Below are 24,507 nucleotides of genomic sequence, written 5' to 3'. Positions count from 1 at the left end.
CAGTCCGAAGGGACCGAACGGGTTCGGCCGCAAGGCCGGGCCCGTTTTGCGTCCGGCGTCCGGTACGAGCGCGGGGGGAGGGGTGCATAACAGATCGGGCTACGAACTGTACGGCAGTCTTAGCTTACGCACCGCAAAGCCAAGAGAATCTTACTGATTAAATTTTGCGGAAATGAACGTCGTGACCGGCTCCGCAAGACAAATGAAAGCAATTTCGGTCCAGATGGTCCTGCGACTGCAACGACGATGCAGCGCATCCCTGACGCAAGCTTCGACGGGCCGACGATAAGAATCCGTTAACCATCGCTCCCCTAATTTCCCATTGGCGTCACTCCAGAATCTCGGAACTGCCGCCGCCGCTTTCCAAGGACGTTCCCCATCATGCAAATGGCCAATCTCAAGATATCAACGAAGATCGCCGCAGCTTTCGCGATCCTCGTCGTGATCGCCGCCTGCATGGGGGCACTGCTGTTCCAGTCGATGCTCCAGATCGAGACGGCGGCAGAAGACAAGAACCATCAGGTCGCGCTGTCGAATGCCGCGATCGATGCGCGTTTTGCGCTGGCCCGCCAGGAGAACTCGCTGCGCGGCTTCATGATCACCCGCGACGCCTATTTCTCGGGCCGGGTGAAGGAGCATTACGCGACCTTCCAGAAGAACGTCGCAAATCTCGGCGAGGTCGCCGGCGTCGGCAGCCCGATCGCCGCGCAATTGCCGCAGGTGTCGGTCGCGATGCAGGCCTGGCAGACCGAGATCGCTGACCCGGTGATCCGCGATGCCGGCAACGAACTCACCTACCCGCAGGCGCTGGCGCTGTTCAATTCGGGCAAGGCCGACGCGTTCATCGAGCCGATCGAGACCATTCTCGATGGCGTTCGCGAGACGTCGACGGCGGGTGTCGCCACGGCCAGCAGCGCCGAAGCCGCTGCCAATGTCGCTGCCGAGACCGCCCTTCTGGCCGGCATGGGCGCGCTGATCTTGGTTGCCGCCGGTCTCGGTTGGGCCCTGTCCCGCGGGATTGCCACCCCGATCGTCCAGATGACCGGCGTGATGCGCAAGCTGGCCGATGGCGACAAGACCATCATCGTCCCTGGCGCCAAGCGCAAGGATGAGGTCGGCGAGATGGCCGGCGCGGTCGAGACCTTCAAGCAGGCCGCGATCGAGCGGGACGAACTCGCCGCAACGGCCGAGGCCGCCCGCATCAGCCAGGACGAGGCCAAGAAGCGCCAGGCGGCGCTCGACAACGCCAAGGCGGAAGACCTGCGGGCCTTTGTCGGCGTCGTCGAAGTGGGCTTCGAGCGCCTGTCGGCCGGTGACCTGACCGTGCGCATGCAGGACAAGGTGGCCGAGGAATTCGAGCCGATCCGCGCCAAGTTCAACGCCAGCGTCGCGTCGCTGGAAGAGGCCATCGGCCATGTCGTGACGTCCATCGCCTCGATCCGCACGGGTCTCGGCGAGATCAACACCGCGTCCAACGATCTCGCCCACCGCACCGAGCAGCAGGCGGCGAGCCTGGAAGAAACCGTTGCTGCTTTGGGTGAAGTGACCCAGGCCGTCAACGAGACCGCCGAGGGCGCCGGCAAGGCCCAGCAGGTGGCGTCGGGTGCCCGTGAGAAGGCCCAGAAGGGCGGCGAGGTCGTCGGCAAGGCGGTCGCGGCCATGGGCCAGATCGAGCAGTCCTCGGAGAAGATCAACTCGATCATCTCGGTCATCGACGAGATCGCCTTCCAGACCAACCTGCTGGCGCTGAATGCCGGCGTCGAGGCGGCGCGGGCCGGCGAGGCGGGCAAGGGCTTTGCGGTCGTCGCGCAGGAAGTGCGCGGGCTCGCCCAGCGCTCTGCGGAAGCGGCCAAGGAGATCAAGACGCTGATCGCCACCTCCCGCGAGCAGGTCGGCACCGGCGTCGAGCTGGTGACGGCGTCCGGCAAGTCGCTCGAGGAGATCGTCACGGAAGTCAGCGCCATGGCCGAGGTCATCTCGACCATTGCTTCGAGCGCTCGCGAACAGGCGACGAGCCTGCGGGAAGTCTCGGGTGCGGCCGACCAGATGGACAAGGTCACGCAGCAGAACGCCGCCATGGTGGAAGAGGCGACCGCGGCCAGCCAGACGCTGGCCAACGAGACCGACGAGCTGGCCCATGCCATGGCCAAGTTCAGCACCAGTGCCGGCAATGCCGGCGCCCGCCGCAGCGAAGGCCGGGCGCAGCCGCAGCGCCATGCGCCGTCCCGCGGCGTGACGCAGATGCGCACGACCGGTTCGGGCGGCGCCGCCCGCGCCACGCAGATTCAAGAAGATAGCTGGGAGGAGTTCTGATGGCCCGGAAGCCCGCAACTCGCAAGGCGACATCCGTCGGCCTGCCGGAAGTTCTCGACATCAAGGCAGCCGCGCCACTGGCGGAACAGCTCCTGGCCCTGCGCGGCGGACCGGTCAAGGTCGACGCCTCCAAGGTCACCCGGCTCGGCGGCCAGTGCGTTCAGGTTCTGCTCTCCGCAGCCGCGACCTGGAAGGTCGATGACACGCCGTTCGACCTCGACACACCTTCGGACGCCTTTTTGAGCGGCCTCGAGCTTCTCGGGCTGTCGCCCGAGCACATCAGCGACAAGGGAAGCCTCGCATGAGCAGGACAGTTCTGACGATCGACGACTCGCGCACCATGCGCGAGATGCTGCGGGCGACGCTGTCGTCGCAAGGCTTCATTGTCGTGCAGGCCGAGGACGGTGCCCACGGGATCGAAGTCCTGGAAGGCATGGAAGTCGAGCCGGATGTCATCATCACGGACATCAACATGCCCCGCAAGGACGGCTTCCAGTTCATCGAGGAAGTGCGGGTCGATCCCCGGCGCCGCGCCATCCCGATCCTGGTGCTGACCACCGAGAGCGACGCCGAGAAGAAGCAGCGGGCCCGCACCGCGGGTGCGACCGGCTGGATCGTCAAGCCGTTCGACCCGGTCAAGCTGGTCGACGCGATCAACCGCGTCGCCGCCTAGGCAGAGCGCCCTGTCGACGGTCGCGTGGCCCGAGCGGGCCGGTGACCGCGACGCAGACAGCAGTCCGAGCAGGAACAAGAAGGTAGCGACATGGACGCGATGGCCGAAATCCGGCAGACATTCTTCGAGGAATGTGCCGAGCAGCTTGCAGAGCTGGAAGCCGGGCTGCTGGCGATCGAGAATGGCGAGGCCGATTCCGATACGGTCAACGCCGTCTTCCGGGCTGTCCATTCGATCAAGGGCGGCGCCGGCGCCTTCAGCCTCGATGATCTGGTGCGCTTCGCCCACATCTTCGAGACGACGCTCGACGAGCTGCGCTCCAACCGGCTGGAAGCGACGGACACGGTCATCAAGGTGATGCTGCGTTCCGGCGACGCGCTGGCCGACCTCGTCACCGTCGCCCGCGACGGCGGCGTGGCGGACGCGGCCCGCAATGACGGCCTGGCCGCCGAACTCAAGGCACTGGTCGGCGGCGGCGCGGTCGAGACCGAGGATGCGGCCGGCGAGGACGACAACCAGGGCATGGGCGATCTCGACTTCGTCCCGATCGCCGTGGATCTCGACGATCTTCTCGGCGGCGGCGATGACGCGGACGATGATGGCGAGACCGTTTTCCAGATCTCCTTCAAGCCGCATGAGGGGCTTTATTCCAAGGCCAACGAGGCGGCGGTCGTCCTGCGCGATCTCTGCAAGCTCGGCGAGGCCGAGGTGACCTGCGACACCAGCGAGCTGCCGCAGCTGCAGGATCTCGATCCCGAGAGCGCCTATCTCACCTGGAACATCGAGCTGCGCACGTCCGCGACCGAAGAGGCCGTGCGCGAGATCTTCGAATTCGTCGAGTGGGATTGCGACCTGACGATCGAGGCCGACACGCCGGAAGGCGACGCCGGTGGCTTCGATTCCGATCTGGCCGAGATTCTCGCCCGCATCCGCGGTGACGTGCCGGCGGAAGCTCCTGAGGAGATCGCCGAGGCACCGGAAGCAGCCGCGCCCGATGCCGGACCCGTCGCCGCGGACGAGGCGCCGGCCGCTCCGGTAGCGACCGCCACGCCCGAGCCGGCAAGTGTTGCGGCCGCAGCACCGGCCCCGGCCGTCAACGCCGTGCCGAAGGCGATGCCCTCCGAGGCCAGGGCGGCTTCCGAATCCGACGGCAAGCCGGCCACGGCGACCACCGCGGCAGCCCAGACCATCCGTGTCGATCTGGAGCGCGTCGACCGGCTGATCGACCTCGTCGGCGAGCTGGTCATCCATCAGGTCATGCTGTCCCAGCGCGCCTATCAGGCAGGCCTTGCCCGCACCTCGGAACTGGCGGTCGGTCTCGACGAACTCGAGCAGCTCACCCGCGGCATCCAGGACAGCGTCATGGCGATCCGCGCCCAGCCGGTGAAGTCGGTCTTCCAGCGGCTGCCGCGGCTTGCCCGCGAAGTCGCCGAGATCTCCGGCAAGACCGTGCGCCTCGTCACGGAAGGCGAGTGGACCGAAGTCGACAAGACGGTCATCGAGCGCCTCGCCGATCCGCTGACCCACATGCTGCGCAACGCCATCGACCACGGGCTGGAGAAGCCTGACGTGCGGCTTGCCGCCGGCAAGCCCGCCGAAGGCGTGGTGAAGGTCGCGGCGATGCACCGTTCGGGCCGCATCGTCATCGAGATCACCGATGACGGCGCCGGCATCAACCGTCCGAAGGTCCAGGAGATCGCCGTCAGCAAGGGCCTCGTCCCGGCGGATGCGAACCTGACCAACGAGGAGATCGACAATCTGATCTTCGCGCCGGGCTTCTCGACCGCCTCTTCGGTGTCCGAGCTTTCGGGCCGCGGTGTCGGCATGGATGTCGTCAAGCGTTCGATCCAGGCTCTCGGCGGCCGCGTGTCGATCACCTCCGAACCCGGCAAGGGTTCGATCTTCACGATGAGCCTGCCGCTGACGCTGGCTGTCCTCGACGGCATGATCGTCTCGGTTGGCGACCAGACCGTCGTCGTGCCGCTGACCGCGATCATCGAGACGCTGCAGCCCAAGCCCGAAGAGGTGAAGAGCTTCGGCGGCGACGCGCGGCTGGTGAAGGTACGCGACAGCTTCCTGCCGCTGGTCGATGTCGGGCGGGAGCTCGGCTTCACCGATCAGCCGACGGACGCCACCGGCGGCGTCGCGATCCTGGTCGAGGCGGAAAAGGGCCTGCGTTCGGCGCTCCTCGTCGATGCCATCCAGGGGCAGCGCCAGGTCGTGATCAAGAGCCTCGAGACCAATTACGGCAACGTGCCCGGCATCGCCGCGGCCACCATTCTCGGCGACGGTCGTGTCGCCCTCATTCTCGACGTCGATACCGTCGTCGCAACATCGCGGGGCGATATCGCCTTCGCCAGCAACGCCATGCAACAGGCCGCGGAGTAGGATAGATGACGACTTCTCACAACCAGATCGGCAAGCCCGCCCAGAACGACAATCGCGGTGAAGGCAACGGCCGCGAGCTCGTCGCCTTCCGCATCGGCGAGCAGGAATTCTGCGTCGACATCATGTCGGTGCGCGAAATCCGTGGCTGGACCCCGGCGACCCCGATCCCGCACGCCCCATCCTACGTCAACGGCGTCATCAACCTGCGCGGCGCGGTTCTTCCGATCGTCGACCTGGCGGCTCGTCTCGGTTTCCCGAAGACGCAGCCGACGGCGCGCAGCGTCATCATCGTCGCCCGTTCGCAGCAGCAGCTCTTCGGCCTGCTGGTGGATGCGGTCTCCGATATACTGACGGTGACCGACGACGCCCTGCAGCCGCCGCCGGACATGGCGACGGAATTCGCCAAGCAGTTCGTGCGCGGCGTCATGGCGCTGGAAGGCCGCATGGTCTCCCTGATCGCCACCGACAACGTGCTGCCGCAGCTGCGCGACGCGGCCTGAGCCGGGCGCAGCACGGTACGCAACAGCAGACAAGATGACAGGAATGGTGCGATGGAGCCGGGCATAGGTTGCCCGGTTCCCGCGCCCGAAGTGGAGTGGGGCGTTTGGCGGCCGGACATCAGCAGGAAAAGCCGGTAGGCAGGCGGCGGGCCGATTCCGCGTCGATCGGGGCGGGCGAGTTCCCGATGACCGAGGCGGATTTCACCAATATCGCGCGCATTCTCTACGATGACGCGGGCATCCATTTGTCGCCCTCCAAGGCGACACTCGTCTATTCGCGGCTGTCCAAGCGGTTGCGCAGCCTCGGCATGGAGAGCTTCCGCGACTATTGCGAGCATGTCGCCGGTGCGGGTGGCGCCGACGAGCGGATGAAGATGCTCGCCTCGCTGACCACCAACGTCACGCATTTCTTCCGCGAGCAACATCATTTCGACCATCTGCGCAACAACCTGCTGCCGCCGCTCCTGGCGAGCGCCAAGCGGGGCGGGCGCGTGCGCATCTGGTCGGCAGGCTGCTCCAACGGCCATGAACCGTATTCGATCGCCATGACCGTCCTGTCGATGATGCCGGATGCGGCCGATCACGACGTGCGCATCCTGGCCTCCGACATCGACCCGAACGTCGTGGCGACGGGCCGCGCCGGTATCTACCTGTCGAGCGACCTGCAGAACGTGCCCGCGGATTTGCGCCGGCGGTGGTTCCGCCCGGTGCACGGCGCCACCGGCGGCAAGCGCGGGGCGACCGACGAGATGGCCTTCGAGGTCGCGGACACGATGCGCGATCTCGTCGCCTTTCGTGAACTGAACCTGATCGGCCAGTGGCCGATGAAGGGCCTGTTCGACGCGATCTTCTGCCGGAACGTGACCATCTATTTCGACCAGACGACCCGCGAAAAGGTGTGGAACCGCTTCGCCGAGCGCATCCTGCCCGACGGCTTCCTCTATGTCGGCCATTCCGAGCGGGTCACCGGACCGGCATCCAACACGCTCAGCTACGAATCCAACACCTCCTATCGCAAGGCTGGTGGCTGACCGTGATGGACCGCATCGATCCGAACCAGATTGCGGATTCGTCCAGTGGATCCGGCCCTCGTGATTCCGGACGGAGCAAAGCACCGATGACGGCACCCGCGACCGTTCTCATCGTCGACGATTCGATGACCATGCGGGCGCTGATCCGCAACGTGCTGCGCAACGATCCGGGCATCGAGGTGGTCGGCGAAGCAGCCAATCCTTTCGAGGCGCGCGAGAAGATGAAGGCGCTCGATCCCGACGTCGTCACCCTCGACGTCGAGATGCCCAACATGAACGGCATCGATTTCCTGCAGAAGATCATGCAGTTGCGGCCGACGCCGGTGATCATGGTGTCGAACCTCACCGCGCCCGGAGCGTCGGCGACCCTCGAAGCGCTGGAGATCGGCGCCTTCGACTGCATCGCCAAGCCCGGTGCCGGCAGCAACACGTTCGAGACCCTGCCGGGGCTCATCAAGGAGGCAGCGCAGGCCAAGGGCCGTCTGGTCAAGCGCCGGGGCAGGGTGGCGGCACCGATGACCCGCACCGCGCCGTCGGCGCGCGCGCCGCATGAGGTCACCTGTTCGCCGACCGGGCCCGAGCTGATCGGCATCGGGTCGTCGACCGGCGGCGTCGAGGCGCTGACCCAGGTCCTAGCGGAGTTTCCGGCCGATTGCCCGCCGACGCTGATCGTACAGCATCTGCCCGCAGCCTTCACCGGTTCCTTCGCCGCCCGGCTCGACCGCCTGTGCCCGGCCCGGGTGAGCGAAGCCAAGGATGGCGACGTCCTGCGGCCCGGCCATGTCTATCTCGCCCCCGGTGGCGGCCGGCACATGGTCCTGCGCAAGGCGATGCAGCCCTATATCTCGCTCGTCGCCGACGATCCGGTGTCCGGGCACCGACCTTCGGTGGACGTCCTGTTCGCGTCCATCGCCAAGAACTTCAAGGGCCGCTCCAGCGGCGTGATCCTGACCGGCATGGGCCGCGACGGCGCGCAGGGGCTCCTGGAAATGCGCAAGGGTGGCTCGCGCACCCTGGCGCAGGATGAGGCGAGTTCGCTCGTCTACGGCATGCCGCGGGTGGCCTACGAGATCGGCGCCGCGGAGAAGAGAGTCCCTCTTGCCAGAATGACACGGCAAATCTTTGCCTGACCAGCCGATGTTCCCGGACATTGTTTGAAGTCGGCGCAAAATGCGATCCGGATGAGAGAATCTCTTCATAAAATTCCCCTTTAATAGGGATCCGACAAGGATAGACCCCATGAGCATCGCAGACCGGATCAGAGTTCTCATCGTCGACGATCATCGTACCAGCCGGATGCTGATACGCGACGCATTGGAACAACTTGGAATCAAGCAGATCATCTTTGCCGTCGATGGTGAAGAAGCACTGCAGACGATGATGACGGCGCCCTGCCACATCATCATCTCGGACTTCAACATGCCCAAGCTGGACGGGATCCAGCTCTTGAAGGCTGTGCGGTCCTACGCACCGACGAAGAAGACGCCCTTCATCATTCTGACGGGACAGGGCGACCGCGAACTGGTGCAGCGCGCGGCGCAGTTCGGGGTCAACAACTTCCTGGCCAAGCCGATCACGGTCCCCGTCCTCAAGAAGACCATGGAAGCGGTGGTCGGTCGTCTTCAGTGATGCTGAACCGGTCTGGAATGCAGCGCATCCATGTCATGCAGGGCGAAGCCCGGGTGGCGACGGGGCCGGATACGGTTCTGACGACGCTTCTCGGATCCTGCGTTGCGGCCTGCATCCACGATCGGGTGGCGGGGGTCGGCGGCATGAACCACTTCCTGCTGCCGGGCGCCGGCGACGCGGAAAGCGGCCGCACGGAGAGCTTCGGCCTCTATCTGATGGAACTGCTGATCAACGGGTTGCTGCAGCAGGGCGCGCGCCGCGAAAATCTCGAGGCTAAGCTGTTCGGCGGCGCCCAGACCGTCGATCGCCTGTCGAATGTCGGCTCCAAGAATGCGGTCTTCGCCGAGCGCTTCCTGCGCACGGAGAAGATCACCTATCTGGGTGGCAGCCTGGGCGGGGAATCGGGCCGACGCATCGAGTACTGGCCGCATTCCGGACGGGCCCGGCAGATCCTGTTCGAGCCGACGGCCATGCCGCAGATCCCGGTGGCCCGTCCCGTTCGCAAGCCCGATGCCATCGGCGACGTGGAACTTTTCTGAAAGGATCGCGACGTACTCTGGCGAGCCGTCTCGAGCCACTGTCTCGTACAATTCTAGCGATCGAAGCGAAATGCCATGTCGATGAGCTCCCTGTCCGACCTTTTCAGGACCCTCTCCCTCGAACTGCGGGAACTCGCCAGGGATGCCGAGGCGATGCATGAGCTCGTCTGTCCGGACCACGCGACGCAGGACGCCGCCTATGTGCGCGCCGTGCAGCGCATCGACCGCACCCAGCAGACGCTGTGCAATCTCTCCACCTTCCTCGAGGCGGCCCGGGACGAACTGCCGGAAAGCTACGAAGTCGCGCTGAAATCGGCGCTCGAGACCGTGCGCCTGAACGATCTCAAGCTGCGGCTCGTCCCCTCGGCGCACGGCATTGGCGCCGTGAAGCCGGACGATTCCGACGGCGAGATGGAACTGTTCTCCCAGGCCTCCTGACCGGCCCGGACATCTCCGGCCTTTCGCCGCAGAGCACTGGGTACCCGTCCAGATTGCATTCACCGACAGGTTTCTCGCGTTAACCCTTCATTAACCGTGGTCTCGCGCAAGCTTCGACCGGCATGGTCCGCTCGTCACTTCGCAGACACAGTTAAGGCAGGGTAGAGAGATCCATGGCGCTTGCCGTTGGCGGAAAAGCTCAGCAGCTTTTGACGAATCTGACCGCGCTCGGTCCACGCAGGCTCGGAGCTCTGGGTCTGGTCGGACTGCTCGTGGTCGCCCTGGTCGGACTTGGCAGCTACTACCTGTCGCGTCCCGACATGGAGACGCTCTATTCGGGGCTCGACCGCACGGACGTGACGCGCATCGGCGCGGCCCTGACCGAAGCGGGCATTCCCTTCGACGTCGATTCCAAGGGCGACGCCATCCTGACGCCCTTCTCGCAGACGGCCCCGGCGCGCATGCTGCTTGCCGAAAAGGGCCTGCCGCGTTCGGAGAACGCCGGCTACGAACTCTTCGACAATCTCGGCTCGATCGGCCTGACCTCCTTCATGCAGGAGATTACCCGGGTTCGCGCCCTGGAAGGCGAGATCGCCCGCACCATCCAGACCCTGCGCAACGTGCGCGCCGCCCGCGTCCACATTGTCCTGCCCGACAAGGGCTCGTTCCGCCGTGAACAGCAGAAGCCCTCGGCCAGCGTCGTCGTGCGCACCGAGAACGGCAATGATTTCGGGTCCGCCCAGGCGATCCGCTCGCTGGTCGCCTCGGCGATCCCGTCCATGACGCCGGAAGAGGTGACCATCCTCAATGCCGACGGCACGCTGCTGGCGTCCGGCGACGAAGGCGTTTCGGCCGCGCCCACCAAGCTCTTCGGCATCGAAAGCGTCGTCTCCAAGGACATCGAGCAGTCGATCCGCCGCACCCTCGCGCCCTATCTCGGCATCGGCAACTTCCAGACCAGCGTCGTTGCCCGGCTCGACACCGATCGCAAGCAGATCAGCGAGCGCATCTTCGATCCCGAAAGCCGGGTCGAGCGCTCGACCCGCACCATTCGCGAGAACAACCAGTCGGCCAACCGCGCCAGCGAGACCCCGGTGGGCGTCGAGCAGGACGTCCGCGAAGTCGACGCGGCCCCGGCGGGCGGCGGTGGCGGCGAGCAGTCGTCGGAAGAGACCGAGCGCCGCGAGGAACTCACCAACTACGAGATCAACGAGAAGACCATCTCCACGACCAGCGACGGCTATCAGGTCGAGCGCCTGTCGGTGGCTGTGGTCGTCGACCGCAAGCGCGTGCTCGAAGCCATCGGCGAGAACCCGACCGACGCCCAGATCGACGCGCGGATCGGCGAGATCAAGGCTCTGGTCGCCTCGGCGTCGGGCTTCTCGGCCGATCGCGGCGACCAGATCGAGGTGACCGCCGTCGACTTCATCGCCTCCGACGACGCCCTCGAGCCGATCCCGGCCCCAAGCCTCGGCGAGATGTTCATGCGCCAGTCCGGCACGCTCATCAACGCTCTGACTATCCTCGCCGTGGCGATCATGCTGATCTGGTTCGGCCTCAAGCCGGCCGTCCGCGCCATCGCCGCCATGCCGGCCGCCGAAGGGACCACCCTGGCCGCGCTGGACGACGACGAGATGCCGGAGCTGGACGACGATGCCCGCGCCCTGTCGGAAAGCCTCCTGGAGAACCTGAACTACGATTCGGATCCGGCCGGCGGCTCGGGCAACGAGATCGGCTTCCTCGACGACCTCAACTTCAATGTGGGCAATTCGCCGAGAGCCCGCCTCGAGCGGCTCCTGGATCACAACGAAGAGCATGCCGCCACCGTCATGAAGCAGTGGCTCAACCAGAAAGAGGCGGCCTAAGCCATGATCTCTCTCGCTCAGTACCTGCCCGAGCTGGACGCCGATACCGACATGCCGGCCCGCCCGGGGGCGTCGGCCCGCGAGGCGACAATCTTCGAGCCGCTGGCGCTGGTCGCCGCCAACCAGGCGCGCCCCGCGGCCCAGACCAAGACCTCGCCGATCCCCGAGATGGAGATCGAGGAAGAGGACGAGGCCGAGACCGGCGCAGCCGACATCGACTTTGCCGCGCAGTTCGCCGGCGAGGACAATGGCGAGACCCCGGCACCGGCCGGCATGCTGCCGGACTTCTCCGCGCTTAACCTCGATGACGACGATGCGGATGGCGCCGCCGGCGGTTTGCCGGATCTTGGCGGCTTCGATGCGCCGGACTTCGATCCCGATGCGGCGATGAATGGTTTCGGCGACGAGGCGGAGGCCGGTCTGCCGGATCTGGCAGCGGCACCGTCAGGCGAACTCGATCCGCTGGAAGCCGCCCGTGAGGCGGGCATCCAGCAGGGCAGGGCGGAAGCCGAGGCCGAGGCCGCGGCGGCGCTGAACGAGGCGCGCGAAACGGCGGAAGCGGCGAAGGCCGCAGCCGTCGAGGCGGCACGCGGCGAATGGGCCGGCGAGGAGGGTGAGCAGATGGGCGCGCTCCTGACCGATCGGCTCGACCGGATCGAGACCATCGTGCGGGCCTCGCTGTCGAGCGTCCTGAAGCCGATCGCGCTCGATGCGCGCCGGCGCCAGACCGTTCTGGAACTGGCCGACGCGGTCCACATGCTGATCGGCGACGGCAAGGCCTTGAACATCCGCGTCACCGGCCCGGCCGATCTGCTCGAAGCGCTGGAACAGGCGCTCGGCAAGCGCAAGGCCTTCATCGTTTGTGAACCCGACCCCGACATGGTCGAGGTGAAAATTGAATGCGACCAGACCGTCGTCGAGACACGGCTGATGGGCTGGCGCACGGCACTGGAAGAGGCGCTCGCGTGACCGATCAGTCCGGGGCGGGGCATCTGGACCGTCAGGAAATCATTATCGTGCGCCGCCGCGGCGGCCACGGCGAGGAAGCCCATCACGGCGGCGTCTGGAAGATCGCCTTCGCCGACTTCATGACGGCAATGATGGCCTTCTTCCTGGTGATGTGGCTGACCCAGGCCTCAGACATGGCGACGCGCAAGCAGGTCGCCCAGTATTTCAATCCGATCCGCCTCAACGACGCCTCGCCGGCGACGCGCGGCGTCGAGCAGTCCGACGACGGCGCCTCGCGCGACGAGAACGAGAACGGCATCAGCAAGGCCGACACCAACGGCGATCCCCACGGCAAGCCGCTGGCTGGCGACCAGGAAGGCGGCGAGGAAGAGGCGCTGTTCCGCGATCCCTATGCGGTGCTCGCAGAGATCGCCGCCGAGGGCGCGTCCGAGACCACGGGCGAGTTGCAGGGCAAGCCGGATGGGACGGGCCTGCCGGGCCTGAATGGCGGCGACGCCTATCGCGATCCGTTCGATCCCGCCTCCTGGCAGCTGGCCCCGAACGCCACCGAAAGCGCAGCCGTCATCGACGAGGCCCCGCCGAGCGAATTCAAGACCGCAGTGCTGCCGAACGACATGTCGGACGAGCCGGTGCCGGTGGATGCGGAGACGCAGGCCGAGGCGGTCGCCGAGGCCAATGCTGAGGCCGAAGCCGAGACTCCTGATGCCGGAGAGGCCGAGCTTGCCGAGGCCGATGCGGACGCCAAGCCGGCGGATGGCGAAGCCGTTGCGCAGGCCGACCGGGCCGACGAGCTCAAGGCTGAGATTGCCGCCGAATTCGCCCGTCAGGGCGAGCCTCTGCCGACCAATTTCGAGGTCGTGCCGGGCGAAGGCGGCGTGACCATCTCGATCGCCGACGACATGATGTCGGGCATGTTCGAGGTCGGATCGGCCCGACCGACGCCGCAGGTCGTCGCCATGATGGAGCGCATTGCGTCCGTCCTGTCGAAGCAGCCCGGCAACGTGTCGATCCGCGGCCATACCGATTCCCGGCCGTTCCGCAGCGCCCAGTACGATAACTGGCGCCTGTCCACCGCCCGCGCCCACATGGCCTATTACATGCTGGCCCGCGGCGGCCTGGACGAGGACCGCGTCAAGGCGATCGAGGGGGTCGCCGACCGCGCGCCGAAGATTGCCGACGACCCCGAGGCGGCGGCGAACCGCCGGATCGAGATCCTGCTGACCGAGCCGGCGCAATGAGAATGGGTTGCTTGTCCACCGAACGCCGACTGGGGCTGGGCGTGATCGCCTGCGCCCTGATGCTGACGACTGCCATGCCGATGGCATGGGCGGCCGGAGAGAGCGCATCGGAGCCGGCCAGCGTCGCCGAGCGGGTGCGCCAGGCCGGCGAGGATGCGATCCGCTCCGAAGGCGGTCCTGCGGGCGAACCGAAAGCCCATGCGGACGAGGCCGCAAGCGAGCATGCGGAGGTCGCGACGGATGGCGATGCCGACGCGCATGAGGACGAGAACGGCGACGGCACCGGGCCCTGGCCGCGCGAACGGGCCCCCATGCCCTACGAGATCGTGCGCTCGGTGCAGTTCCTGCAGGACCAGGTCGCCCGCGGCAACGGCGCGGCGATCCGCGTGCAGGCGCAGCTCCTGCGCCGCTACGGCCCGACCTTTCTCGAACAGCCGCCCGAAGTGTGGACCGACCCGCGCAATCTGCGCGCCGCGGCCCTGTTCGTCCTGAGCGGAGGGCCGCCTGCGGTCCTGCGCGGCATACTGTCGACCGCCACCATCGATGGCGACGAGCGGGCCCTTCTCGACGGCGCCCTGGCCTATGTCGAGAACCGTGCGCGCGACGCGCGCGCGGCCCTGGTGCCGATCGACGTGTCGGAGATGGACACCGCCCTTGCTGCCCAGCTGAACCTGGCGGTTGCGCAGCTCCTGCAGAAGGACGCCCCGGCCGATGCACTGCACCGGCTGGAGCAGGTGATGCTGGCGGCGCCCGGCACGCTTCTGGAAGAGGCGGCGCTGCGAATGGGCGTGCTGCTCGCCGAGGACATCGGCTCCCACGCGGCCGCCGATCGCTATGCGCGGCAATATTTCGACCGCTTCGCCGATTCCGCCTATGCCGGCAACTTCCGCGCCCGCTTCTCGGCGGTCTACGCGGCGCGGCCGGCGGAGACCAAGGACGAAACGGTCGCCACGATCGACAATGCGACTGCCCGGATTCCCGACGACCAGCGGCTGGCGATCTTCCTCGCCGTGGCGCGCCGGGCGCTCGTCGGCGGCAATCTGCCGCTCGCCGCCGCAATGGCGACCGAGGCGCTGGAAAGCGGCAATGCCGTTCCCGCCGACAGCCAGCGCGCGCTGCTCTACAAGACCGCCGCCACGCTGACGACGGGCGATCCCGTCGAGGCACGTGTCGCGCTGGAAGCGATCGACGTCGCGACGCTTCATCCCGCCGACCGCAAGCTGCACGAGGCGGCCTACGAGGTGCTCAGCGAGATGCGCAAGCCGCTGATGGCCGCCAATATCGACCCCGCCGAGCGCTACGGGCCGCAGCCGCCCGCGGAGCAATCCGCCGTCCTGACCAGGGGAGCCGCGCTCCTCGACGCCGTTCGCGGCGATCTGAAGAGAGCCATGCCGTGACCGCATCCGTCAGCACCTCCGTCGAAATGCGCGCTCCAGCAACCCGCTCGCCGGCCGGTCGTGGCGCGGAAAGCGCCACCGAGGCGCGCGATGCCTTCGACAGCTTCGTCAAGGACGCCGAGCAGGCTCCGAAGGCGACGCGGTCCGACAGCGAGAACCGGGACACCCGCGAGGCCGAGACCGACGAGACGAAGGCCGCGGGCTCCGAGGACGCCGCCGAGACGACGCAGGCCAGCGACAGGCAGGCCGACGCCGCACTGGCCGGGCGGCCGCGCGACAACGGCCTTGCCGCAATCCTTGCCGACATGGACCGGCTGCTGCGCTCGGGAACCGCGACCGCCGCGACCATGACCAACGTCGCCGATGCTGATGTGGGGACTGCCACTGATGGCAAGGCAGGGCCGGCTGCCGATGCGCCTCTCGCCAGAACCGCCATGGGCAAGGACGAGAAGGCCGCCAATCCGCTCGCGCGGTTTGCCGCGAACGATGCTGACGAGACCGTGTCGCGGATCGCCGCAGCAGCGGGCGAAGCGCTTGGCGCCAGCAAGACGGCGACGGCGAATGTCAGCAAGGCGCAAGCCGCTGGTGAACAGGCGCGTGCGCGGGTCGACCTGGTCTCGCAGCGCACCGATTTCGAACCGGCGACCACCGCCGCCGGCGCATCCGCCGTTGCCGCAGGCAAGCCGGGCGGCGCTGCCACCACGAACATTCGCCAGTTGCTGGCATCCGTCGACATGCGCGCCGGCAACGGCACGACGCCGGACGGCGAGGGCGGACCGGCAGTCGACGGCGAGACCGGCGACGTCTTCGCAGCCGGCGAGGGCAACGGGACGCGCCGCGGCCGCAGCGAGCCGAGGGGCGAGCGCGCCGCCTTCGACCGCAATCCGCGGGCCGACAATGACGGCAACAGGAACGCCGCGGCCGGCATGAGCCCGAAGGTTTCCGAGACCGCGGCGACCGGCATGGCCGTTGCAGGCGCGACGCCGACCATTGGCCGGCAGGTCGCCGACGCCGTGACCACCTCGCTGACCGGGGCACCGCTGCCGACGGGCGACACTGCCGAAGCCGCCCGGGTGCAGATGCGGGCCGGCGGCGCAGCGCTCAAGACCATCCAGATCCAGCTTCAGCCCGAGCAGCTCGGCAAGCTCGACGTCACCATGCGTCTGATCGACGGCAAGCTGGCGATCCACATCGTCGCCAGCGAGGCCGACACGGCGCTGCGCATCAAGGACGATGCCGAAGGCCTGAACAAGCTCTTGACCAAGGCCGGCTTCTCGGTCGACGAAGCGGCGATCAGCATCGGTGTCCGTGACGCCGGCGCGCCGCGTGGTGGCATCGCCAATGCGCAGGGCCAGGCCGATGGCCAGGCGTCGACGGGCCAGTCGCAGAATGGCGCGGCCCGTGACGGCGCCGCGGGCTTCGGCGGCGAGGGTTCCGCGCGCCAGGGGGGTGGGCGACCGGAGCAGGCCATGACGGCATCGCCCGCCGAAGAGACCGGCGCACGCCGCCGCGAACTCGATCCCTCCGTTTATCTCTGACACGACACAGCCTGACGGGACGCGATCGCGGCGACGCGATGGACCGGCCATGGCGCATTCATGGCGGCGATCGGGCCGTTAAGACTTCGTTAACGAAAAAAATTCGTGAGTCGGATTCGTGACTTAGTCCGAAAATGAACGGCATGGTTAACGGATCACTAAATTTCAGGATAGGCGCAAGTTCGGGGTCAGTTTAACTCTCTGTTCACAGACAAACGGCGGACCGAGGGTGACGGAAATGATCGTTGTAGTGGACAACCGGGAACTCGTGACGGACGGCTACGAGTCCATGTTCGGTCGCGAAGGCGTGTCGGCAGCAGGCTTCAAGGCCGACGAATTCCGCGACTGGGTCGAGACCGCGCCGGAGTCTGATCTCTCGGCCGTCGAGGCTTTCCTGCTCGGTGATTTCGATGACCGCACGATCTGCCCGCGGTTGATCCGGGCCCGCTCCAAGGCGCCGATGATCGCGCTGTCGGAAGGCCGCAACCTGGATGGCACGCTCGACCTGTTCGCCGCCGGCGTCGATGACGTCGTCGCCAAGCCGGTCCACGTCAAGGAAATCCTCGCCCGGGTCGGCGCCATCCGTCGCCGCAACGAGACCGAGGACGCCCGCACCGTCGTCGGCGAGATCTCCGTCTATCAGGACGGTCGCGACGCCGAAGTCGCCGGCAAGCCGATGGCCCTGCCGCGCCGCGAGCGCCGGATCCTGGAATATCTGGTCGCCAACCGCGGCCGCCGCGTCTCCAAGCAGCAGCTGTTCAGCGCGATCTACGGCATCTTCGACGAGAACGTCGAGGAGAACGTCATCGAGAGCCACATCTCGAAGCTGCGCAAGAAGTTGAAGATGCGCCTCGGCTACGATCCGGTCTCCTCGAAGCGCTATCTCGGCTACGGCATCGGCGTCGACTGATACAAACTGGTTAACAAGTTATTAAGAATAGAGGTCTCGTCGTTAGTTCGGCGGGGCCTTTTATTTCGTCGATATACTGAGAAGGCCGGTTCCTGACAGTTCGGCGCAAGCTTCACTCCGTATTGCGGAAGAGAGATCTACGCCACGGAGTACCAGGCAATGAGCATCAACGGTGTCTTCAGGACCAGCGTGTCCGGCATGAATGCACAGGCCAACCGGCTGTCCACCGTGTCGGAGAACATCGCGAACTCCAGCACGAACGGCTACAAGCGAAATTCCACCGAATTTGCCTCTCTCGTCCTCGCCCAGGGCGGCGGCGAGTACAATCCGGGCTCGGTGAAGACCCAGGTTCGCCAGTCGATCAGCCAGCAGGGCAGTATCGCCGCCACCTCGTCGGGTTCGGACCTCGCCATTCAGGGCGACGGGTTCTTCGTCGTGCAGGATACGGCCGGCCGCGAATTCTATACCCGCGCCGGTTCCTTCGTGCAGCGCACCGAGACGATCGGCGGCAAGGAGACCACCTTCCTGGTCAATACCGCCGGCTACCGCCTGACCGGCTCGCCCGTCGGCGGCGGCGCGGCCGCGCCCATCGAGTTGCCTGTCGGCGCGATCGTCGCCCCGAAGGCCACCGACGCAGGCGCCTTTACCATCCAGTTCCCTGAATCGGCCGCGGTCGGCGACACCAAGAAGTCGTCGATGGTCGTCTATGACAGCATCGGCAAGGCGATCGAAGTGCCGGTCGATATGGAAAAGACCGCCGCCAACACCTGGACGGTCAGCTACACGGATTCCGGCGGGCCGCAGACCACGACCATCGTCTTCGATCCCAATACCGGCCGGCCGACGGCCGCTCCGGCCAACATGACCTATACCCATGTCAACGGCGACACCGTCGACATCGAGTTCGGTTCGTTGACCGAGTATGCCACCGACTTTTCGTCCAAACTCGTCACCAACGGCAATCCTCCCGGCAGCTTCACCGGCTTTGCCTTTGCCGAGAACGGGACGCTGAGCGGCGTCATGAACACCGGCCAGCTGATTCCGCTCTACGAGATGAGCCTGGCGCGTTTCGCCAGCCCGGACCAGCTCCAGGCCTCCGCCGGCAACGTCTACAGCGCCACCGCCTCTTCGGGCGTCGCGGCCCTCGGTGGACCAGGTACCAATGGCTACGGCTCGCTGGTCTCCAGCGGTCTGGAGCAGTCGAATGTCGACCTCGCCTCGGAACTGACCAGCATGATCGAGTCCCAGCGCAGCTACAGCGCGAACTCGAAAGTCTTCCAGACCGGCGCCGAGATCCTCGACGTCCTCGTGAACCTGAAGCGATAGGCGCGAGCCCGCTCTTTGCTGCGTACCGGATAAGCCCTCATCATGTCACTTCTGTCAGCCTTCTCCAACGCCACGGCGTCGCTTTCGAGCGTCGCCAGCCAGTCGGCGCTCGTGTCGCGCAACATCGCGAATGCGGACAGTCCCTACGCGACCCGGAAATATGCCGGCCTCACCGTCGGCCAGACCGGCGGCGTGCGGATCATGTCGATCGCCCAGTCGGGCGACCAGGCCCTGTTCCGCTCGCTGATCACGACCAATTCCGCGCTCGGCTCTGCCAGCGTCAGTGCCCAGTCACTGAACCGGATCCGCGAGGTCATCGGCGACGTCGATTCCCCGACCTCGCCGGCGGCGACCCTGTCGTCGCTGAAGGCGGCCCTGTCGCAGTTCGCGGTCTCCCCGGAGAACGGCCAGACCGCCGAGGCGGCGGTGAACGCCGCCCGTGACATGGCGCTGAGCCTCAACCGTGCCACCAGCGCGGTGCAGTCCGCCCGCAAGGACGCGGACGACCAGCTCGATCTCGCCGCCAAGGACATGAACCGCCTGCTCGGCGAGTTCGGCACCCTGAACGCCAAGATCATGGCCGGCAGCGCGAGCGGCTCGGACGTCACCGACGCCGTCGACCGGCGCGACCAGATCGTGCGCACCCTGTCGGGCTATGTCGGCCTGAACGTGCAGGTGCGGGCCGGCAACGACATGGCGCTCTACACCGACTCCGGCATCACGATGTTCGACAAGACCGCGCGGTCGGTCGAGTTCACGCCGCAGCCGGCCTATGACGCCACCGTGGCGGGCAACAGCTTCAAGATCGACGGCGTCGTCGTCGCCGGCGCCTCCTCGCCCATGCCGATCAAGGGCGGCAGCGTCTACGGCCTGATCACCCTGCGCGACGAGACCGCCGCGACCTTCCAGGGCCAGCTCGACGGCATCGCCTATGCGCTGGTCCAGGCCTTCGCCGAGACCGATCAGCGGGCCGCCGGCGATCCCGGCTACCTGCCCGGCAGCTATGCCGGCCTGTTCACCGATGGCGGCAGCAATGCCATCCCGGCCAGCATGGCCGGCGCCAAGGGGCTTGCCGGCACCATCCAGATCGCGGCCGGGGTCGATCCGACCAAGCCCGGCGGCGAACCGGCCCGTCTGCGCGATGGCGGCATCGCCTTCGCCGGCACCGCGAACGAGCAGTATTTCAGCTACAACGCCAATGGCTCGAGCGGCTTCACCGGCCGCTTGAACGACCTGATCGCCGGCTTCTCCATGCCGCGCAGCTTCGATGCGGCCTTCGGCGCGGGCAGTTCGGCGACCCTGACCGAATATACCGCCTCGTCGATCGGCTGGTTCGAGGGCCGCCGCGCCACGGCGAACGACGCCTCGTCCTACCAGACGGTGCTGCTGTCGCGGACCCAGGAGACGCTCTCAGACGCGACCGGCATCAACATCGACGACGAGATGACGCGCCTGCTCGACCTGGAGCGCTCCTACCAGGCGTCCAGCAAGCTGATTTCCACGGTCGGTCAGATGATCGACTCCCTCCTTGCGATCGCCTGAACGGACCATCGATGAGCAACTTCCTCGTCTCCAGCTTCTCGCTTTCCTCGGCGCCGCGCTCCGCCGTCTTCCGCATCCAGGATGAACTGCGCAACGCGCAGAAGGAGGTCACGACCGGCCGCTTCGCCGATGTCGGCCTCACCCTCGGCTCGCGGACCAACCAGACCGTGTCGCTGCGCGTCGAACGCGAGAGCGCCATCCGGATCCAGGAAGCCAACACCCTGATCGGGCAGCGCTTCGACACCATGCAGACGGCCCTGGAATCGATCGCCAAGACCGGCGAGAACCTTCTGGCGTCGCTGATCTCGAACGGCCCCGCCGATGCCGGCATCTCGGCCAGCGTGCAGCAGGCCAAGGCGGGGTTGCAGCAGTTCATGGGCGCGATCAACGCCGCCTCGGGCTCGCGCTTCCTGTTCTCGGGCGCCGCGACCGACCAGCCGGCGCTTGCCTTCACCAAGGTCGGCGGCGGTGTCGCGTCCAGCTACGAGGACAATTCGACCGCCAAGAAGGCCGTCAACGACGCGTTGACCGCGGCGGCTCCGGCGAGCGCGGCGGATCTGGAAGCCTTCCTCGACGGCGCCTTCAACGACCTCTTCAAGGTCCCGCAGCCCAGCGACGGCACCGGCTGGGACATGTGGTCGAAGGCGGATTCGTCCCCGGTGGTCAACCGGATCAGCGACAGCGAAACCCTCGACGTGTCCTATCCTGCCAGCGACGAAGCGTTCCGCAACATCGTCAAGGCCTACGTCATGATCAGTGATCTTGGCGCGAAGACCATGGACGAGAGCCAACGTCAGCTTCTCACAAGCCGGGCAGTGGAAACTCTGAGCCTGGGCCTGTCGCAGCTGACCGAAATCCGGGCGGAGATCGGCGGCAAGCAGAGCCGGCTGGAGATCACCAACGAGACGCTGGGAACCCGCAAGAACGTCCTGACCATGTCGATCTCCTCCTTCGAGGATGTCGACGCCTACGAGGCATCGACGCGAGTGACCACGCTGACCAATCTGCTTGAGGCTTCCTACGCGCTGACCGCCCGCATCTCGCGGCTCAGCATCATGAACTACCTGTAGTTTCAGCGGGCGCCGGACCCGAAATCCTCCGGCAACCGAGCGATCGGCCGGCGTCGGGGACTGTCGGCCGGGCACATGAAAACGACAGGTCGCAAGGGTCGGTCCGGGGCGCTGCCTAACCGATCTGACGATCACAAGGGGATGGAATGTATCAGTTCTCATACGCGGAAGTGGCGCAGGACATCGAAGTCGATGCCCGTGAGCGCGAGCGGCAGGCGCTCGATCATTCGATCGAGCAGCTGAAGAAAGCCGATGCCGAGGGGCCACGTTCGCGTGCGGCGATCGAAGCGATCTACACCACCCGCAGCCTCTGGGCGCTGGTGATCGAGGATTTGGCCAGCGCCGACAACGGCCTGCCCGAGGCGCTGCGCGCCGAGCTGATCTCGATCGGCCTGTGGATCATGCGCGAGGCCGAAGCGATCCGTCTCGGCAAGTCCGAGAACTTCAAGGGCATCATCGAGATCACGACCCTCATCCGCGAAGGCTTGAAATAACCATGGCAAGTTTGCGCATCACCCTGCGGGCAGGCGAACGGATCTTCGTCAACGGGGCCGTCCTGAAGGTCGACCGCAAGACCACGCTGGAATTCCTCAACGACGTGACCTTCCTCCTCGAAAGCCACGTGATGCAGGCCGAGGATGCCACGACCCCGCTGCGCCAGCTCTACTTCATCGTGCAGATGATGCTGATCGAGCCGGGCAGTGCCGAGGCCGCCCGCGAACTCTTCGGCACCACCCACGCGGCGATGATCGGCACCTACCGCAATCGCGACATCATCGAGGGTCTTCTGGAGATCAAGGAACTGGTCGGTCGCGAGCGCAATTTCGAGGCGCTGAAGGGACTGCGGACGCTGATCCCGATCGAGGACGGCGTCATCCAGGGGCAGGGCGAGGCGCGCGCGCCGGTCGTCCCCCACACACCCGAACTGCGGCTTGCCGCCGGAGGAATGCGATGAACGTGACCGGTGTCGGCGCTACCAGCGCCACCGCGGCCCAGACCGGCATCAGCGCCGCCACCCAGAAGACCGGGATGGATTACGACGCCTTCCTGAAGCTGCTGGTCGCCGAGATGTCCAACCAGGATCCGCTCAACCCGACGGATTCCACCGAATATGTCGCCCAGTTCGCGTCCTTCTCCAGCGTCGAGCAAGCCATCCAGACCAATAAGAAGCTGGACTCGATGATGACGGTCTCCGCGCTGACCCAGGCGAACTCGCTGATCGGTCAGACGGCGACCTCGGCGGACGGCACGCTGTCCGGCAAGGTTGCTGCTGTACGCGCGGTCAATGGTGTCGTCGAGGCCATCCTGGAGAGCGGCGACAGCCTGCCGCTGATCTCCGGCACCACCGTGGGGTAGAAGACATGAACGAAGCCGACGCACTCGATATCGTCCAGTCCGCGGTCTGGACCATCGTCGCCGCCTGCGGGCCGGCCGTCGGCGCCGCCATGTTCGTGGGTGTCCTGATCGCCCTGTTTCAGGCACTCACCCAGATCCAGGAGGTCACGCTGACCTTCGTCCCGAAGATCCTGGCGATCTTCGTGGTGATCGCGCTGACCGCATCCTTCACCGGTGCGCAGGTCTACGCCTTCACCCAGGAATCCTACTCGCGCATCGAGAACGGCTTCCGCTGAGCGCACTGGCGCCGCAACTCACCGTTTCCTGTTCACGCAGACCGGTCAAACCCTGTAGGTTGACCCAGCGTGACAGGAGCGGCGCCCGACCGGTAGGCCGCGTCGCGGACGGAAAGAGGGCAGGCAGGTGGCGTTGAGGACCAGTCGAAACAAGACATCTTGTGGAATGCCGCGCCGTCTCGGCGGCGCCCTTCGCGCCGGCCTGCGTCGCGGCTTTGCCGTGCTGGCAATGCTTGCTGCGCTGTTCGCTCTGCCCGCCGCCGCCTTCGAGACCACCGCGCCGACCGCCATCCTGGTGGACTATGGCACCGGCCGCGTCCTTTACGAGAAGGACGCCGATACCGAGATTCCCCCCGCCAGCCTAGCCAAGCTGATGACCATCGCGGTCCTGTTCGACGATCTGAAACAGGGCAGGGTGCAGCGCGACGACCGCTTTGTCGTGTCCGAACACGCCTGGCGCACCGGCGGCGCGTCCTCCGGCGGCTCGACCATGTTCCTGCCGCTGAACTCCGAGGTCGCCGTCGAGGATCTGATCCGCGGAATCATCGTCCAGTCCGGCAACGACGCGACGATCGTTGTCGCCGAAGGCCTGTCCGGCTCCGTCGAAGCCTTTGCAGGACGGATGAACGCCGAGGCCGAAAAGATCGGCCTGACCCATTCCCACTTCACCAATCCGCATGGACTGCCGGACCCCGAGCAGCATGTCAGCGTGCGCGATCTCGCCCGCCTCGCCACCTATCTCATCCGCGAATTCCCCGAGGATTACCCGATCTTCGCCGAGGAGAGCTTCACCTATAACGGCATCAAGCAGCAGAACCGCAATCCGCTTCTGGATCTGGGCGCCGATGGCCTGAAAACGGGGCATACGTCGGCTGCGGGCTATGGTCTGGTCGCTTCGGCCGAACGCGACGGCCGGCGCATCGTCCTGGCCATGAGCGGCATGGGCTCGACTGCCGAGCGGGCCAGCGAAGCACGCCGGCTGATGAATTTCGGCCTGCAGGATTTTGAGGAAGTGGTGCTGGTGACCGCGGGCGAAACCCTCGGCAACGTGCAGGTGCGGGGCGGCGTCTCCGAGACCGTCGGGATGGCCGCGGCCGAGGACCTGCGGATGCTGGTGCCGCGCGGCAGCCTGGCCGACGTCGAACGCGAGGTGGTCGAGAATGGCCCCTTCGTAGCGCCCGTCGCGAAGGGCCAGCGGCTCGGCTGGGTGCGGTTCGGCCGGGGCGACGAGAGCCTGCGGCAGGTGCCGCTCGTGGCCGAAACGGCGGTCGAGGAGGCGGGGCTGTTTCAGCGGATCGCCGACACCTTGGCCCGGCACCTCACATGGGGCGGCGCACAAACGCCTTGACGCGGCGCACCTAAACGTCGATATGGAGCCTGCACGCCGTGATCGCGCAGCGCCTGCTTGTTTCCCGACACCTGACGGAATTCTTAGCCAGCGCCATCGGACCGGCCCGCAGCTTCTGAAGCTTGCGGGGTCCCGCGTTCCGACACGGCCCGCCGAACCGTC

At 66.6% G+C, this 24,507-nt stretch carries 24 protein-coding genes; all 24 read left to right on the top strand.

Annotated features, from left to right (window positions below):
* Positions 1–381: 381 nt before the first annotated feature.
* Positions 382–2,313: a methyl-accepting chemotaxis protein gene (locus SI859A1_RS13765; protein ID WP_009210339.1), complete on the top strand. Its 1,932-nt coding sequence runs from the start codon at positions 382–384 to the stop codon at positions 2,311–2,313.
* Complete coding sequence (locus tag SI859A1_RS13760) at positions 2,313–2,618, top strand: STAS domain-containing protein (RefSeq protein ID WP_024350327.1); 306 nt, start codon at positions 2,313–2,315, stop codon at positions 2,616–2,618. Before SI859A1_RS13765 ends, SI859A1_RS13760 begins: the two co-directional genes overlap by 1 nt.
* Positions 2,615–2,986 (top strand): response regulator, encoded by a 372-nt coding sequence (locus tag SI859A1_RS13755; protein WP_009210338.1) that lies wholly within the window; start codon positions 2,615–2,617, stop codon positions 2,984–2,986. The genes SI859A1_RS13760 and SI859A1_RS13755 overlap by 4 nt, the downstream gene beginning before the upstream one ends.
* Before the next feature lie 90 nt (positions 2,987–3,076).
* Positions 3,077–5,374: a chemotaxis protein CheA gene (locus tag SI859A1_RS13750; RefSeq protein WP_009210337.1), complete on the top strand. Its 2,298-nt coding sequence runs from the start codon at positions 3,077–3,079 to the stop codon at positions 5,372–5,374.
* Between the two features lie 5 nt (positions 5,375–5,379).
* Positions 5,380–5,874: a chemotaxis protein CheW gene (locus SI859A1_RS13745; protein WP_009210336.1), complete on the top strand. Its 495-nt coding sequence runs from the start codon at positions 5,380–5,382 to the stop codon at positions 5,872–5,874.
* A gap of 185 nt (positions 5,875–6,059) precedes the next feature.
* On the top strand, positions 6,060–6,905 hold the full coding sequence (locus tag SI859A1_RS13740; protein ID WP_081451480.1) for a CheR family methyltransferase: 846 nt from the start codon (positions 6,060–6,062) through the stop codon (positions 6,903–6,905).
* 86 nt (positions 6,906–6,991) lie between these two features.
* Positions 6,992–8,035 (top strand): protein-glutamate methylesterase/protein-glutamine glutaminase, encoded by a 1,044-nt coding sequence (locus SI859A1_RS13735; RefSeq protein ID WP_009210334.1) that lies wholly within the window; start codon positions 6,992–6,994, stop codon positions 8,033–8,035.
* Positions 8,036–8,144: 109 nt separating this feature from the next.
* Positions 8,145–8,534 (top strand): response regulator, encoded by a 390-nt coding sequence (locus SI859A1_RS13730; RefSeq protein ID WP_009210333.1) that lies wholly within the window; start codon positions 8,145–8,147, stop codon positions 8,532–8,534.
* Positions 8,535–8,536: 2 nt separating this feature from the next.
* Positions 8,537–9,073, top strand: a complete 537-nt coding sequence (locus SI859A1_RS13725) for a chemotaxis protein CheD (protein WP_420804770.1) — start codon at positions 8,537–8,539, stop codon at positions 9,071–9,073.
* 75 nt (positions 9,074–9,148) lie between these two features.
* Positions 9,149–9,511 carry a DUF8776 family protein gene (locus SI859A1_RS13720; protein ID WP_040325834.1) on the top strand — a complete coding sequence of 121 codons (363 nt, stop codon included), beginning with the start codon at positions 9,149–9,151 and terminating at the stop codon, positions 9,509–9,511.
* Between the two features lie 173 nt (positions 9,512–9,684).
* Positions 9,685–11,376 (top strand): flagellar basal-body MS-ring/collar protein FliF, encoded by a 1,692-nt coding sequence (gene fliF, locus SI859A1_RS13715; protein WP_009210331.1) that lies wholly within the window; start codon positions 9,685–9,687, stop codon positions 11,374–11,376.
* A gap of 3 nt (positions 11,377–11,379) precedes the next feature.
* Positions 11,380–12,345 carry a hypothetical protein gene (locus SI859A1_RS20420; RefSeq protein ID WP_009210330.1) on the top strand — a complete coding sequence of 322 codons (966 nt, stop codon included), beginning with the start codon at positions 11,380–11,382 and terminating at the stop codon, positions 12,343–12,345.
* On the top strand, positions 12,342–13,583 hold the full coding sequence (locus tag SI859A1_RS13705; RefSeq protein WP_009210329.1) for a MotB family protein: 1,242 nt from the start codon (positions 12,342–12,344) through the stop codon (positions 13,581–13,583). Before SI859A1_RS20420 ends, SI859A1_RS13705 begins: the two co-directional genes overlap by 4 nt.
* Before the next feature lie 11 nt (positions 13,584–13,594).
* Positions 13,595–14,980: a MotC family chemotaxis protein gene (locus SI859A1_RS13700; RefSeq protein WP_148233848.1), complete on the top strand. Its 1,386-nt coding sequence runs from the start codon at positions 13,595–13,597 to the stop codon at positions 14,978–14,980.
* Positions 14,977–16,518 (top strand): flagellar hook-length control protein FliK, encoded by a 1,542-nt coding sequence (locus SI859A1_RS13695; protein ID WP_040325832.1) that lies wholly within the window; start codon positions 14,977–14,979, stop codon positions 16,516–16,518. The genes SI859A1_RS13700 and SI859A1_RS13695 overlap by 4 nt, the downstream gene beginning before the upstream one ends.
* Positions 16,519–16,756: 238 nt before the next feature.
* Positions 16,757–17,428 (top strand): response regulator transcription factor, encoded by a 672-nt coding sequence (locus SI859A1_RS13690; RefSeq protein WP_009210327.1) that lies wholly within the window; start codon positions 16,757–16,759, stop codon positions 17,426–17,428.
* 159 nt (positions 17,429–17,587) lie between these two features.
* Entirely contained in the window at positions 17,588–18,754 is a 1,167-nt protein-coding gene (locus SI859A1_RS13685; RefSeq protein ID WP_009210326.1) for a flagellar hook protein FlgE, read from the top strand.
* A gap of 42 nt (positions 18,755–18,796) precedes the next feature.
* Positions 18,797–20,296 (top strand): flagellar hook-associated protein FlgK, encoded by a 1,500-nt coding sequence (gene flgK / locus SI859A1_RS13680; protein ID WP_009210325.1) that lies wholly within the window; start codon positions 18,797–18,799, stop codon positions 20,294–20,296.
* Positions 20,297–20,307: 11 nt separating this feature from the next.
* Positions 20,308–21,366 (top strand): flagellar hook-associated family protein, encoded by a 1,059-nt coding sequence (locus tag SI859A1_RS13675; protein ID WP_009210324.1) that lies wholly within the window; start codon positions 20,308–20,310, stop codon positions 21,364–21,366.
* Positions 21,367–21,512: 146 nt separating this feature from the next.
* Complete coding sequence (gene flaF / locus SI859A1_RS13670) at positions 21,513–21,860, top strand: flagellar biosynthesis regulator FlaF (RefSeq protein ID WP_009210323.1); 348 nt, start codon at positions 21,513–21,515, stop codon at positions 21,858–21,860.
* 2 nt (positions 21,861–21,862) lie between these two features.
* Positions 21,863–22,321, top strand: coding sequence for a flagellar biosynthesis repressor FlbT (flbT, locus tag SI859A1_RS13665; RefSeq protein WP_009210322.1), 459 nt, complete (start codon positions 21,863–21,865; stop codon positions 22,319–22,321).
* On the top strand, positions 22,318–22,722 hold the full coding sequence (gene flgD / locus SI859A1_RS13660; protein ID WP_009210321.1) for a flagellar hook assembly protein FlgD: 405 nt from the start codon (positions 22,318–22,320) through the stop codon (positions 22,720–22,722). The genes flbT and flgD overlap by 4 nt, the downstream gene beginning before the upstream one ends.
* 5 nt (positions 22,723–22,727) lie before the next feature.
* On the top strand, positions 22,728–22,997 hold the full coding sequence (gene fliQ, locus SI859A1_RS13655) for a flagellar biosynthesis protein FliQ (protein ID WP_024350345.1): 270 nt from the start codon (positions 22,728–22,730) through the stop codon (positions 22,995–22,997).
* Between the two features lie 166 nt (positions 22,998–23,163).
* Positions 23,164–24,345: a D-alanyl-D-alanine carboxypeptidase family protein gene (locus SI859A1_RS13650; RefSeq protein ID WP_009210320.1), complete on the top strand. Its 1,182-nt coding sequence runs from the start codon at positions 23,164–23,166 to the stop codon at positions 24,343–24,345.
* Positions 24,346–24,507: the final 162 nt, after the last annotated feature.

The sequence above is a fragment of the Aurantimonas manganoxydans SI85-9A1 genome (assembly GCF_000153465.1).
Lineage (GTDB): Bacteria > Pseudomonadota > Alphaproteobacteria > Rhizobiales > Rhizobiaceae > Aurantimonas > Aurantimonas manganoxydans.
The sequence above is the reverse complement of the archived record's forward strand: the minus strand, read 5'-3'. Positions and strand labels throughout refer to the sequence as shown.